Origin of the sequence: Shewanella sp. P1-14-1 (assembly GCF_001401775.1) — a bacterium.
Classification (GTDB): domain Bacteria; phylum Pseudomonadota; class Gammaproteobacteria; order Enterobacterales; family Shewanellaceae; genus Shewanella; species Shewanella japonica.
This window is the reverse complement of record NZ_LKTL01000044.1, coordinates 1-14,265: the sequence shown is the minus strand read 5'-3', so window position 1 is coordinate 14,265 and position 14,265 is coordinate 1. Positions and strand designations below refer to the sequence as shown.

Below are 14,265 nucleotides of genomic sequence, written 5' to 3'. Positions count from 1 at the left end.
CAGTTGGTTAGAATACCGGCCTGTCACGCCGGGGGTCGCGGGTTCGAGTCCCGTCCGCTCCGCCAACATAAAGACGAAAGCCTCTACAGTAATGTAGAGGCTTTTTTCGTTTTGGTTATCAATGATTTCTGTTATCTAACAACAATCCCCATTATAAAAGATACTTTTGCAGTTAATATTTAGGGATGCTAACTCAACTAACACGCTTAATAAGATACTGAATGTTTATATCAAGGCTTTTAGTAAATGTTAGGTACCCCTCAGAAGTGAACCAGTGATTATTGAGTTATGCCCTATCAACTTATACCCTATTAACTAAGTGTATCCACAAGTAATAGAGCCTTAATCTATCAACCTCAGAGTAACCAGAGTGAGCTCCTAGTTATCGAGGCCAACTCTTGCAATATATGTTCGTTCTACTTAGTGTTACTCATTTAAGCATTAGCCAGTAAGCCACAGCTCATTAAATCGATAAATACAAATAGCACAACTAATCTTATCTTTTTATGCACTATAGATTGATCTGCTTATGAAGTATTAACGTATATGATAAAGAGATTTGTATAAGGTAAAGCCAAAGCGTATTCAATTTTACTAATTTGGCTGAAAAACCCACAGTCAGTAGTGTTTGAAGCAAATAATGCTTTACCTTTGTCGGTGGTTTTAGCATAATGCATCTCGTCAACAGGGGTATAGTTCCAATTGGTAGAACAGCGGTCTCCAAAACCGATGGTTGCGAGTTCGAGTCTTGCTACCCCTGCCAAATTTAGAAGGCCTAGCAGAAATGCTAGGCCTTTGTCTTTTCTGCACATTTATTTTATTAACCGTACAATTCCTTTTTCACTCCTTTTATCCGAATCACCATTAATTGATTTTCGTTGCTTTATCTTAGCTTTAGCTAGATGATGTAATGACTTTAAAGTCTTATCAATATCTGGAAAACTAAAGCTTATTTTATCGGGTAAACAGGGAGTTGGGCGATGCTGACTAACGTTAAGCAATTCATGAATCATTCGGTGCGTTCGCGACAGATCCTAACTGTGTTGGTAAAGTATGGTTTAGCTAATTGGGTCAAAGAAGGTAATCCTGAGTTTATTAAAAGTGTATTTGTGAATGAGAGCGGTCAGCAACTTGCGTCACTTTCTATTGCAGTTCGTTTACGCCTAGCATTCAGTGAGTTAGGCACTGCTTTTATTAAACTTGGTCAAATACTCAGTACCCGTGCTGATCTGGTTGGTCAAGAGATTGCTGACGAGCTAACTAAGCTTCAATCTGATACGCCTGCCGATAATAAACAACAGATCATTTCAACCATTGAAGCTGAGTTCGGTCGCTCATTCGATACTTTATTTCAATCCTTTAGTTTTGATGCATTAGCTTCTGCCTCGGTAGGTCAGGTTCATAAAGCTGTCACCGTGGATGGCCAAGACGTTGTCGTCAAAGTTCAGCACGCTGGTATTGAAGATAAAATTGTTGCAGACGTCGAAATTTTAAAAATGTTGGCGTCGTTGGTTGAGCAATACAATAAAGAACTCAGACTATATCAACCGACTAAGTTAATTATTGAGTTTACTAAATCACTAATGAATGAGCTCGACTACGTGAAAGAAGCTCGCAGTATGCAACGTGCTAGTGCTTACTTTAGTGATAATAGTAAAGTGCATATTCCACATGTTTATCGTGAAATTTCAGGTAAACATGTTTTAGTCATGGAGTGCTTAAAGGGGTTTAGCGTTGCCGATGGTGACAAACTAAATGCTGCTGAGGTAGACACTAGAGCTTTAGCTGAAACTGGGATCAAGGTGTATCTTGATATGATTTTTGATTTAGGTTTTTTTCACGCCGATCCGCATCCTGGAAATATTTGGGTATTGGAGTCTGGACAGTTAGGTATATTGGATTGGGGGATGACAGCAAAATTAACCCAAGCCGTTCAATTACGCTTTCAGCACTTATTAGTTGCCCTTGCCGATAAAGATCCCGCAGAGTTAACTTACCATATAATCAAATTGTGTCAGGCACAGCCTAAGCTAGATAAAGTCTTACTTGAAAAAGATGTTAGCGATTTTGTACAAGACTTTTTGGAAGTGGATATTAATGAAGTCCCTCTAGTTGCCGTATTAAATGAATTTATTCGAATTATTCACCATCATAAGCTAGTTATTCCGACAGAAGTTTCGATGCTCCTGAGGGTACTCATCATGCTTGAAGGAGCATCTAAGCAATTAGATAGCAGCATAAGCGTTGGTGACGCAATTCGTCCTTATGCGATTAAGATGAAACTTGCCCAGTTGTCGCCTCAATATATGTTCAAACAAACCATGGCGTCTTCTAATCGATGGCAACGTGTCATTAATACTTTGCCTGAACAAATCGAGTTATTAACTCAGCAAATTAATAATGGTCGGTTTGATATTAATTTGAATCATCGAAGTTTAGATACGATTATTAATCGCTTGGTTTATGGGGTATTAAGTGGCGCCATTTTTCTCGGTGGGTGTATGGTGTTAAGTAGTGGCGTACCGCCTTTGTATGAAGGCGTTTCTATTATAGGTTTGGGGATTACTGCCGCAGGCAGTTTACTGGTAGGGCGCTTATTACTTGCTATTAGCCGTTCGGGAAATTTATCAAAAAAGCGTTGAAAAGTACGTCGTAGAATTTAGTCAAAACATGACAATATCAACAATAAGGTCACTTAATATGCCAGCCAAAAATCAGTCGATTATTTACTTAATGGCGATTAATGTCCTTATTTTTATTGCGAGTACATGGTTAAAGTTTGAACCTTTGCAGTCCTTAGCGCTTTATTTTCCATTGAATGAAAAGTTTGCTCTATGGCAGTTAGTCACCCATATGTTCATGCACGGCAGTGTGGCGCATATTCTATTTAATATGTACGCATTGTGGTCATTTGGTACCCCACTTGAACAGACTTGGAAGACGCCAAGATTTTTAGCTTTTTATTTTGTAACAGGGTTGGGGGCAGCACTGATTTATACTGTCGCTAATTACTATCAGTTTTCCGCTATCACCAATGACATTTTAACGTTAGGTTACAGCACAAATGATATTCAAACCATTTTGCAGCAAGGTATGGCTGATGGTCACTTAGTACAGGCCTTGGGTAAGGATAGGCTGGTTGAGTTTATGTCTATATACCATGCGCCTGTTGTTGGGGCATCTGGTGCGATGTATGGCGTGTTAGTGGCCTTTGCGATGCGTTATCCGGATGCTAAGTTATCGCTGATTTTCTTACCTGTGCCGATTAGTGCTAAATGGTTTGTTCCACTCATTATTGCTGGTGACCTGTTCTTTGGATTAACTAAATATTCTGTTGGAAATATTGCTCATTTTGCCCATGTTGGCGGAGCCATTACCGCATTGGTGATAATGTTAGTGGTGCGGTATCGTCAAAAACAATGACATGCTTGATTAAGTCGAGTGTGTCAGTTCTTGGGCAATGTTATTTTTCGGGATAAAATGCCTTAGACATTTACGTTTAGGATTATTATGAAGTTAATCTCAATCAATAAGCAGCAATATCGGCAGCAGCTAAATAAATTACTGATCGGGTTGGTGAGTTGCTTAACCTTACTATCGTTAGGTTTTGGCGCTATTTTAATCGCTTTTTTTGGGCAAACGCCCGTCGCGGGAAGTGAGTCTACTGGTAATTTTCACTTAAATTTGATGGGGGTTATCTTAGCTGTCGTCTTTTGTAGCCTTATTATGAATATCATTAAAACTAAACCATTTATGCATGATATTTATTGGGTATGGCAAATGAAACAGCTACATAACCGAATCTATCGAAAGTTGACTAAAATTGTCGCTGCGGCTGATAAAAATGAACCTGATGCGATTACCATATTATTGTTTTACTACCACACTCAAAAGCAGGTTTACGAGTTAGATAATAATACGTTGACCCTCGATGCTGTTAATCAAAATATTCAAAAAGTTGAATCACAAATTGCCCAATTAAATTTGTCGATTAGCCTCGATGACTTTGATATTGCTTTATTGGGTGAGGTGTAAATTGTTGAGGACTTAAAGACTTGAACCATAGTTTTTACTAGGTCTTAAATTAAGTGTGCAATAAGTTATAGCTAACTTCTACAATCACTAGGCTATTTTCAAATGGTGAAAAATAGCCTAGCTCAAAATGGTAACTGACTTATTCAATTTACTCTACAACTAGCTCAACATTGATGTTACCGCGGGTAGCGTTAGAGTAAGGGCATACTTGATGTGCTTTTTCTACTAATGCTTCAGCCGCAGTTTTATCCATTTCAGGTAAACTAATGCGTAGTTTGACATCGATGGCAAATCCGACTCCAGCGGTATTAGCCCCAATGCCAACGGTAGCTTGAACTTTAAGATCTGGGCTAAGTCTTATCTTTTCTTGTCCTGCAACAAATTTCATTGCTCCAATAAAACATGCTGAATAGCCTGCTGCAAAAAGCTGTTCTGGGTTCGTGCCTTCACCACCTGCGCCGCCTAGTTCTTTAGGTGTGCTAAGTTTTACCGATAGTTTATTGTCCGATGATGTTGATTGACCATCACGACCGCCAGTTGTTGTTGCTGATGCTGAATAAATGATATCCATGAAAACTCCTAATTGAAAAATAATGAACGTTAAATTAAGTGATTCAGTTGGATTAATCTTAGCTACTCACTCAATGAAATATACAATACTGCAAATATAAGTTGCGCGCAATCTAATTGCGTAAAATTCTTTTTTTGTTCATTTTGAATTGAATATATAGGGCCGGTTTTTACTTGCTTGAATTTATCTAAGACTTGAATTGGGATAACTGTTTTGAACTAAAGTTGCCGCTCATTCGTACCAAGTTTATGGGTTGCGATTGCCAAGTTGAACGATGTGAAAATCGTAAAGTGTGCACTGCAAAATTTGAGTGAGCCCCTTAAAGCGGATCCTCCATAAAACGTGTCGTTACATCGCTTATTGCACGATGTCGAATGCAGTAGAACCTATTATTTTAATTAGGATTTATGCCAAGAAAGTTGGCTATGAATTGTACGCTAAGATTTCACATGATAGAATTGTTACAAATTATAACAAATACAGTTTCAAGGAGTGATAATGGACAGCACCTTAACCAAAGAAGAGTTAGCTTGTTTTAGTGAGTTATTCGCTAAAACACCTTCTGCCGTTAAGAAAGTGCCAGAAGGTCCTAATGAAACCGTTTCTGTGACAACTGAAATACCTGCAACTTTAGCTAGTTTGCTAGGTAAAACTCAACTGACTTTATTGGCTGAAATTAGCCATTACCGATTATGGTTCCCTTTAAATATTGCCATGGATGAACTTGGACAGTTTGTCCCTAAGCTGGGGATCCCCGAGGTGGTTGATACGCGAGGCGCTGACAGAAGCTGGCGAATGAACGAACTTGATAATGTCAGGATCATTGATTTTGATACTAATCTCGCCATCGATGTGTTGTCTCTTTCAAGCACTGGGTTGACGTTATATGCTCCAAATATAGATGATACTGAAGAGGCTCGTCAGGCTAAGTTAATTTTAACCAAAGACATTAGTTTCGATATTGAATATCAAGTTGTACGCTCTGAAAATGGCGTTATAGCAGCGACAATTGTTGTCAGTGATGAATCTAGAGAAACATTAAGACAATTTCTATTCTCTATGCATAAAGCTCAGCACTCTAACTTATATGAGCGAGTGGTTGATTCGGATAAGACAGATATCGAAGGAGCTGAGAAGTCATTACTATCACTGAAAAGTGAAACCTAATTAGCCTAAGTTTTCTGAGCGGTTATCGCATGCCATGCTTGTATACTCGCTCACTCAGGCCAAAACTAATTTATTTTAGAGTTTACTTTACGCTAAACCCTGCCTTTAACGTTTCTTTCAACGCTCTCACATATTCGTTCTCTACATTGGCCTGTACCAATAGACTAAGCTCATCGCCCACAGGGGTGAAGCGGTAGTAACTAAAGAGTGAATTATTATTTTTTGGACTAATTTTGAATTGCTGCTCGGTCATCGACAGTAAAATATCGGAATTTTTATCAAGCAGGCCGGTTTCGAATTCACTGTTATGCAGTATGCCAGCATCCATGAGAGTTAAAATACTTGAGTAAGGTAAACCGTATTTAGATAAGCCAATATTCACCTGTGATGTTTTCCTAAAATACTGCTGTAAACCACCACTGATGCGATAACCACTTAATAGCTTATATCGAGTTTCTGCATTCATTTTTACAGACATGCCTAATGCTTTTTCAAGTATTTGTGCTTCTCGTTGGGTCAAGTTCTTGAGAGTGGCAAGGGTTCTTAGGCTAAATTTTCCAGGTTTTACAATTTCGCTGGCTAAAATTCTGGCCCATAAATCTTGCATTCGTCGAGATTGAATTTGTTCTGCCATCTGGAAAAACTGGTAACTCCAGTCAGGATCTAAGTCCTCGCCAGTAACATCAGATGGAGTATAGTTGAGGGCTAAAGCAAAGATGGTTTCAAGGTTGAGCTGATGCTGAACTTGCTGTTTTTGTAATCTAAATTGGGCACGTTCTGTAATCGATGCCTGAGAAGGGCGATAATCATCTTCGCTGGCTAATCCGAGAATTTTTCCGAGCAATAATGCTTTTTTTCGTGCAGACACACTCGCTTTTTGGTCTTTGTTAGTTTGTTGGGGGTGACTTTCTGCCATAACGTTTTCTCATACTTCAACGGTGAATAAGCGGGTGATAATTATCTCTCACTCGTTGTAAGAGTAGTTGATTTACCCCAATTCGTTTCATTTCCAGCCTGCGGATGGGCTGGAATATTTAACGATAATATCAAGGAACACAGTGCGAATAATACGCCTATCATAAATACCCACTGTGGCGAGCTTAACCATAGTATGCCTAATAATGCAGGGATAATCACAGCTGCAATGTGATTGATGGTAAAGCTAACCGACATACTAGCCGCAATGTCTTTTGGATCGGCAATTTTTTGAAAATAGGTTTTCATTGCTATTGCCATTGCAAATAACAGGTGATCAATTACATACAGTGCTGCAGCCAATTGAGCATGCTCAACGACAGCATAACTTGCGAAGACAATAATTAATCCTACGTACTCAATAATTAACGCATTCCGTTCACCTATTTTTCCAATTAAGCGACCAATAGCAGGGGCGAAAACTAGGTTCACCACATAGTTAATTAAAAAGAGTGCCGTAATTTGCGAAACCGAATAGCCAAACTTTTCTACCATCATAAATCCGGCAAAAACCATAAAGATTTGACGACGGGCTCCAGACAAGAAGGTAAGGGCATAGTAAAGCCAGTAACGTTTGCGGAAAATGAGCTTTTTATGTTGTGGTTCGGCGATATCAAAACGAGGGTAATAGATACTCATTACCAGCACGGCAGTTAGCCCTAGTCCGCCAATAATGGCGTACATCCATACATAATCTAATTTCAGCCATGTCATCACAATCCAGATACTGCCATAACCTATTAAAGCGGCAGCAGAGCGCCATGCCAACGCCTTACCTAAAAATCCGGCAGTATCTTTTTTATCCACCCATTGCAATGTAAGAGATTGGTTGATGGTTTCAAAGTAATGAAATCCCACCGACATTAACACCGTCGTTAAATATAAGCCTAAAACGCTCGGGAAAAAGCCGGTAATAGCAATGCCGATGGATAACACGGCTAATGAAACCAAGGCAAATGATTGCTCACGGATCAGCAACAAAACGAATATCGCTGTAAAAGCTAAAAAACCAGGCATCTCTCGCAAACTTTGTAGTATGCCGATTTCTGCGCCAGTGAATGCCGCCTTTTCAATGACAAAATTATTTAGCAGCGCCTGCCATACTGCAAAAACCATCGACATAACGAAAGTCATCCACAATAAAAGTTGTTGAGGATGCTTACTGGAGGCGACTGACATAGGGAGGTTTCCTGAACTAGATATCGTGCTTGTATGGTTACACAGATTACATTTTTGCGCTAAGTGTAAATGCGTTGTAAATAAAGTTGCAAAGATAAGTGTAAATTATAATGAAAATGATTCTTGTTTAATGTATTGTGTCGCCACATTAACGAAGGTTGTGCAAAATTGTGGGGAATGAGATGAGCAAAAAGTTAACGCTGTTGGCAGTATCAATAGCCAGTGTGATTGGTTTAGGCACTTCTGCAAGTACATATGCTGCGATATCAGCAGAAGATTTAGCTAAAGCGATTGCCAAGCAAGAAGCTGAAATCGCTCAGCTAAAACAGCAATTGCAAACCATAGCAAAGGAACAAGCCCAGCAAGCTGAATCTCAAAAGCAAATTGAAGTCACTCAGCATCAACAGCAAAAAGCAGTCTCTGATGTTGTTACGAACGTTGCCGCTGCAGAGGACCGTTTCAGTCAGTTTTCATTCAAATCTTATGGGTCTGCGAATTTCACGAGTGATGAGTATTTTGACAATGTACAAGATACCACGCCAGAAAGAAGAAACCGTTTCGACTTAGAGCGCATCGTCACTGAATTTGGTTATCAGTTTACTGAGCACTGGAGCATGGAAGTTGAAATTGAATATGAGCATGGCGGAACTGGCGCTGCGCTGGAGTATGATGGTTTTGATGAATTTGGTGAATTTGAATCTGAAATAGAAGCAGGCGGCGAAGTTGTCGTTGAAAAAGCGGAAATTCGATATCGCCCTAGTGAAGCCTTTGGCGTTAAGTTCGGTAATATTCACTTGCCAATCGGCCTAACGAGCACCTTACACAAGCCAAACCAATACCTCACTGTACTCCGTCACAAAAGTGAAGCTGCCATGATCCCGGCCGTGTGGAACGAGAATGGTATTGGTGTTTACGGTGAAATCTCTGATTTTCATTATCAAGCTCAGATTGTTAGCGGCTTAAACTCTGAATACTTTCGAACCTATGATTGGGTTGCATCAGGACATCAAACCCGGTTTGAACATGTCAACGCTGACGACTTAGCATTTGCTGGGCGAATCGATTACGGCAACTTTAAAACTGGTAGTGCTATTGGCGTGTCTTACTATTACGGCAATACCTCAGGCAATCGAAATAAAAGCAATAAGCTCAATGTTGACGGAACGTTGAGCATAGTGACAGCTGCAGCTGCATATGTTGAGGGGCCTTGGGTGCTACGTGGTCAATACATGTACGGTACTTTAAGTGACTCTGATGCAATTACATTAGCGAATAAAACCACTCCAGGTTTACAGCCTGGTAACTTCGCGCAATTGGGGTCTAAATCGCAATCTTTCTTTGTTGAAGCAGGCTTTAAGCTTGATGACTACTTAGCTATTCCTATGACTGTATTTGCCAATATCGATTATTCAAATCCACTAATGGAAGTGGAAAGTGGTACTGCGACTAAGCGTTATGAAAATACCTGGAGCAGTATCGGAGTTAACTACTTCCCAATTCCTGAAATTGTCATTAAAGCAGAAGGCGGCCTTCAGCAAGTGGCCGTAGCCAGTATTCCTGATACTAACTTTTTTGCACTTGGTGTGGGTTACCAGTTCTCGCTATAACCAGTGCATTAACATGTTTTTTTAAATGAAAGTGCTGAAATGAATCAGCCAAAATTATTGATTGAAATGGAGTTTTACATGAATTTTAAGTATACAGCGATTGCACTAACCTTAATGGGTACATTAACCGCTTGTGGTGGTTCTGGTTCTGATGATTCATCTACCCCAGATCCGGTAGTACCTGAAACTGGGTTTAGCTTTGCTGCAACTGAGATGGTCACAAACTTAACGAATGACGTCATTGTAGCGGGTTATGCTGATTTAGCGGCACAGGGTGATGCATTGTTATTGGCGACCCAAGCACTAGTAAATTCCACATCACAAGCAGATTTAACCGCTGCCCAAGAGGCGTGGAAAGCGGCACGTAAGCCGTGGGAACAAGGTGAATCTCACATCTTTGGTCCTGTTGATTCATTGAGTATCGATCCGCATTTGGATAGCTGGCCACTAAATACTACTGATTTACAGACTCAGCTAGATAACAATACAGGCTTTGACGCTGAAACAATTAAAAGCTGGAATGATGATGTACAGGGTTTCCATACCATGGAATACCTATTGTTTGGCGATGGTGTCGCTGATAACAATAAGTCTATCAGTGATTTAACGACGGCTGAACGTGAATATGTCATCGCACTTGCTGAAGTGTTTAGAGATTATGCAAAACAACTTGATGATGCTTGGCAGATTTCTCATAACCCGCAAGATGCGAACGCATTACCATATGCTGATTTATTAACTTCACCAGGCAGTGATAACAACACAGTTTACTCTTCTGAACTTGCTGTCATTGAAGAGTTGATCAACGGCATGATTGGTATTGTTGATGAAGTCGGTAACGGTAAAATTGCCGATCCATTTGGTGATTCTTTAGCCAATGCTGATACCTCAAAAGTTGAGTCTCAATACTCTTGGAATTCATTAACTGACTTTGCTGACAACATTCAAGGTGTGCGCAATGTATATCATGGCGAGTTTACAGGCTCTGCCGACAAGCAAGGGATTATTGATTTTGTTGCCGCAGCTGACAGCACGCTTTCAGTACGTATTTCTAGCGAAATTGATGATGCTATCTTGAAAATTCAAGCTATTGCAGGCAACGACGATATGCCTTTCCGTCAAGCTATTCTTGATGAAGCAGGTCGTACTCGTGTTGAAACAGCAGTAACAGCACTTACTACTTTACAAACCTCATTAGAGTCAGATGTTATCCCACTTTTATCTGAGTGGAACCCTCAGTAAGCCACATAACGGATAAGCAATCGCTTTGCTCTAAATTTGATAAGGGCAGAGCGATTTAAGCTTTTGACTAATAAGCCTGCCGTTAGAGCAAGGCAAGTCCCAAATTGTGTTGTTTAAGCCTTTTGCAGTGTTATTGATTTAAGAGTGTGCAAGATGAACAAGTTTCAAAAATTCCCCAATCAACATAACAACATTGTGCTGACATCCATGGTTAGCATCTTACTATTATCAGCATGTGGTGGCAGTGCTGATGAGCAGCCAACACCGACGCCAGAGCCACCTGTTGTCACCTATCCTGACTTTTCCGATATTACCGCAAGTGGTGGCGATACAACGACCTATGATGCCGGTAATTCTGGGCATGGTTTTTCGACACCTGCACCTAATTTATCAGAGGGCGATTTAGCACTGCACCTTGAAGGTGATGCTAACTTTGAAATTTCATTTACCACAGCGCCAAATATAGAGCATCCAGAATTAGATGGCCTAGGCCCTGTTTTCAATAATGCCGACTGTAACTCGTGTCATCAACGTGATGGACGTAACTCAACGCCTTTCCTGTCAGCAGATCAAACCCGGGTCAAGCTAGGGTCTGATGCGGGGATATTCTTGCGGATCAGTAAAGCTGCAGATGTTGAATGTACCCAAGGCAATGCTGCAAATAATTATTGTGCTCCAATCCCTGTTCCTGATTTTGGTGGTCAATTGTTTCATCGTGGCGTGCTAAAGGCGCGAGCAGATTGGCAAGAAAATGCCTTTGGTGGCCAGGCAGACGTTTACTTGTCATACGAGCGTACAACAGTGACTTATGACGATGGCACCAGTGTTGAACTTAAAAAGCCGATTTTTGAAGTCGAAAATCCATATGACGCACCTGGTGAGACAAAACAAAGCACCAACATTACCTCAAATTTACTTCAAGATGATGTGTTAATGGGTTGGCGCAATGGCATGCCAGTATTTGGTTTAGGCTTATTGGAAGCGATACCTGAAGCTGCCATTCTAGCACTAGCGGATGCCGATGATAGCAACGGCGATGGTATTTCAGGTCGTCCGAATTGGGTTTTTGATGCGATTAAAGATCGCAACGGAGATGACAACCCTGTCTCTCTAGGTCGTTTTGGTTGGAAAGCCAATACGCCAAGTGTAAGAGTGCAATCTTTAGGAGCATTACGTGGTGATATTGGCATTACTAACCCGTTATTTCCTGATGAAAGTGTGGCAGGTACTAGCCTTCATGACTCCTATTTAACCCGAACAGGTTTTGTTGATACCGGTGAAGATGAAAATGGTGAGCCTGAAGTTGACCAAGCGTTTAGTGATGCAGTGGTTTTTTATGCTGAAACCTTAGCTGTACCAGCCAGACGTAATGTTGATGACTCTGATGTACGTGAAGGTGCCCGTTTATTTGCATCAATTAACTGTAGTGGTTGCCATACTCCAAGTTTTACCACTAAAACAAGCGGTGATATTGGTGGCAGTGACATCATTGATTCATTAAAGGGCCAAGTGATTTATCCTTTCACAGATATGTTATTGCACGATATGGGTGATGACTTAGCTGATGGGCGCCCTGACTTTTTGGCTAATGGTAATGAATGGCGTACTCGCCCGTTATGGGGCTTAGGGTTAACTCAAACCGTTAATCCGCAAGCTGGATTTTTGCACGATGGCCGTGCAGCGACAGTTGAAGAAGCCATTTTATGGCATGGTGGTGAAGCACAAAACAGTCACGAGGCATTCATGGCATTGAGCAAAACTGAGCGTGATCAGTTAGTGTCATTCTTAATGTCACTTTAGTCGGTAAGTTATTATTAAGATAAGCGTGATGTCGTATTTGTAAATTGCTGATTTTCAAAATGTATAAGTGGGCATATCGTCAGATATGGCCACTTTTTTGTGAGCGAGACAAAAAATCATCATTTAATTAGCTGCTATTGCTAATATGTCGTGATCTGATTCATGTAAATTTATTCGAGATTCAATTAAGCTAGTCTTTAAATGCAGTTAGTCTATTAAAAGACATTTTTGATACTGTAACTAACGTATCGAACAGCAGGGGAAACGTGTTAATTCTATCCCCATCTTTAAACTCGTTCTTTGTTTATCTTAGAGGTTAACGTGAGCAATATTTTAATCGTTTATTCAACAGTCCACGGCCAGACCCGTAAGATATGTGATTATATGCAAGAAAAGCTTGAGGCTGCAGGTGAAACTGTGACTTTATCAGCACTGCAAGATAAACCTGATTTATCGGCTTTTGATAAAGTGTTTATTGGCGCAAGTATTCGCCATGGTAAGCACCGCCCTGAGCTCTATCAGTATGTTGCTGCAAATAAAGCATTACTTGATACCAAGCCCAATGGTTTCTTTTCAGTTAGCTTAGTGGCGAGAAAACCAGGTAAAAATACGCCTGAAACCAATATGTATATGCAGGCATTTCTAAAACAAAGTGAATGGCAGCCTAAAGAGCTAGAAGTGTTTGGTGGTAACCTTGACTATCAATACTATGGGCCGATGGATCGTAATATTATTCGCTTTATTATGTGGATCACCAAAGGGCCAACCGACCCGCACACAAAGGTGGAATACACAGATTGGGCTAAAGTCGACAATTATGTCGAAAGAATCCTGTCTGCTTAACATCATTTAAAGCCAACATATCGAATGTTGGCTTTATTTTTAGCTGCTAAAGCAATTTTATGACAATAGATAATCCGTGCTTTTGGCTAAAGACATACTGAGGATAGTTATGAATCAAGTGAGTAGATGGTGCCGCACCATTGCAGATAAACTGCATGTTATCGTCGTGGCATTGAGTATCTTTTTAGTGGTAACGAGCCCATGGATATTGATTGGCAGTCGTTTACGTGCGAAAGCCAGTATTTGGGATAGCTTACATGTATACCTTGGCTTGGTTGCTGCCATATTCGGATTATTGTTTTTATTGAAGAACCTGTTAAATGGGCATTGGCGACAGTTTTTTCCGTGGCTAACATTGGATTTTGGTCAACTCGTTCAAGAAATAAAGCAAATACCGCAGGGGAGGTTACCCAGTTCAGGCGGCAAAGGGATTTTTAGTATCGTTGAAGGAATAGGCTTAGTGTTGATGGCGCTGGTCAGTATTACAGGCATCGCATGGTTTGTTTATCAAGGGTCGAGCGATGCGCTAATGTGGCGAAAATATCACATCATGTTTGCTCAAGGTTTTGTTGGCTTTTTAGTTATCCATATCATTTTTGCAGCATTTCATATTATTGATATGGTAAGAAATTCTTGAGGGCGGTTTGACGTTATCTCAGTGTTATGGAAATCAAAACTGGCGGTAAGTAACGATTGATAAACTCATTTTAGATAGTAAAAAGCCCAATCAAATGATTGGGCTTTTTGTTGTCCGATTATGTCCCGTCCTGAGATAAGTTGACACTTTGGAGACTTATCTATGAAACCTTCAAGCGCAATCAGCGTTAAACGAACACAGCGTGATTA

The 14,265-nt window shown here is 40.4% G+C and carries 12 protein-coding genes and 1 tRNA gene; 10 read left to right on the top strand and 3 right to left on the bottom strand.

The window, feature by feature from the left end; translation table 11 throughout:
- The first annotated feature begins 686 nt into the window (after nucleotides 1-686).
- The 4 genes from AN944_RS20360 (at nucleotide 687) to AN944_RS20345 (ending at nucleotide 4,035) form a co-directional block, all read left to right on the top strand.
- A tRNA-Trp gene (locus AN944_RS20360) sits at nucleotides 687-763 on the top strand.
- Between the two features lie 217 nt (nucleotides 764-980).
- Entirely contained in the window at nucleotides 981-2,642 is a 1,662-nt protein-coding gene (locus AN944_RS20355) for an AarF/ABC1/UbiB kinase family protein (RefSeq protein WP_055026483.1), read from the top strand.
- A 58-nt stretch (nucleotides 2,643-2,700) separates the two neighbouring features.
- Nucleotides 2,701-3,423 (top strand): rhomboid family intramembrane serine protease, encoded by a 723-nt coding sequence (locus AN944_RS20350; RefSeq protein ID WP_055026482.1) that lies wholly within the window; start codon nucleotides 2,701-2,703, stop codon nucleotides 3,421-3,423.
- An 87-nt stretch (nucleotides 3,424-3,510) separates the two neighbouring features.
- On the top strand, nucleotides 3,511-4,035 hold the full coding sequence (locus AN944_RS20345; RefSeq protein ID WP_055026481.1) for a DUF3087 domain-containing protein: 525 nt from the start codon (nucleotides 3,511-3,513) through the stop codon (nucleotides 4,033-4,035).
- Nucleotides 4,036-4,183: 148 nt separating this feature from the next.
- Here the strand turns inward: AN944_RS20345 and AN944_RS20340 are convergent, their stop codons facing one another.
- Nucleotides 4,184-4,606: an organic hydroperoxide resistance protein gene (locus tag AN944_RS20340; RefSeq protein WP_055026480.1), complete on the bottom strand. Its 423-nt coding sequence runs from the start codon at nucleotides 4,604-4,606 to the stop codon at nucleotides 4,184-4,186.
- Between the two features lie 498 nt (nucleotides 4,607-5,104).
- Between AN944_RS20340 and AN944_RS20335 the strand changes: the two genes are divergently transcribed.
- Nucleotides 5,105-5,773, top strand: coding sequence for a hypothetical protein (locus tag AN944_RS20335; RefSeq protein ID WP_055026479.1), 669 nt, complete (start codon nucleotides 5,105-5,107; stop codon nucleotides 5,771-5,773).
- Nucleotides 5,774-5,855: 82 nt separating this feature from the next.
- On the opposite strand, the gene AN944_RS20330 is transcribed toward AN944_RS20335, so the two are convergent.
- Both AN944_RS20330 and AN944_RS20325 read right to left on the bottom strand, forming a co-directional pair.
- Nucleotides 5,856-6,689 (bottom strand): TIGR03899 family protein, encoded by an 834-nt coding sequence (locus tag AN944_RS20330; protein WP_055026478.1) that lies wholly within the window; start codon nucleotides 6,687-6,689, stop codon nucleotides 5,856-5,858.
- 41 nt (nucleotides 6,690-6,730) lie between these two features.
- Nucleotides 6,731-7,927 carry an MFS transporter gene (locus AN944_RS20325; protein WP_055026477.1) on the bottom strand — a complete coding sequence of 399 codons (1,197 nt, stop codon included), beginning with the start codon at nucleotides 7,925-7,927 and terminating at the stop codon, nucleotides 6,731-6,733.
- Between the two features lie 182 nt (nucleotides 7,928-8,109).
- On the opposite strand from AN944_RS20325, the gene AN944_RS20320 reads away from it, so the two are divergent.
- From AN944_RS20320 to AN944_RS20300, 5 genes are all read left to right on the top strand, one after another.
- Nucleotides 8,110-9,534, top strand: coding sequence for a hypothetical protein (locus tag AN944_RS20320; RefSeq protein WP_055026476.1), 1,425 nt, complete (start codon nucleotides 8,110-8,112; stop codon nucleotides 9,532-9,534).
- 78 nt (nucleotides 9,535-9,612) lie between these two features.
- A complete protein-coding gene (locus AN944_RS20315; RefSeq protein ID WP_055026485.1) occupies nucleotides 9,613-10,776 on the top strand; it encodes an imelysin family protein in 1,164 nt (387 codons plus the stop codon).
- 207 nt (nucleotides 10,777-10,983) lie between these two features.
- A complete protein-coding gene (locus AN944_RS20310) occupies nucleotides 10,984-12,576 on the top strand; it encodes a di-heme oxidoredictase family protein (protein ID WP_055026484.1) in 1,593 nt (530 codons plus the stop codon).
- Nucleotides 12,577-12,897: 321 nt separating this feature from the next.
- Complete coding sequence (gene hemG, locus AN944_RS20305; RefSeq protein ID WP_055026475.1) at nucleotides 12,898-13,419, top strand: menaquinone-dependent protoporphyrinogen IX dehydrogenase; 522 nt, start codon at nucleotides 12,898-12,900, stop codon at nucleotides 13,417-13,419.
- Nucleotides 13,420-13,528: 109 nt separating this feature from the next.
- On the top strand, nucleotides 13,529-14,056 hold the full coding sequence (locus AN944_RS20300; RefSeq protein ID WP_055026474.1) for a cytochrome b/b6 domain-containing protein: 528 nt from the start codon (nucleotides 13,529-13,531) through the stop codon (nucleotides 14,054-14,056).
- The last annotated feature ends 209 nt before the right edge of the window (nucleotides 14,057-14,265 follow it).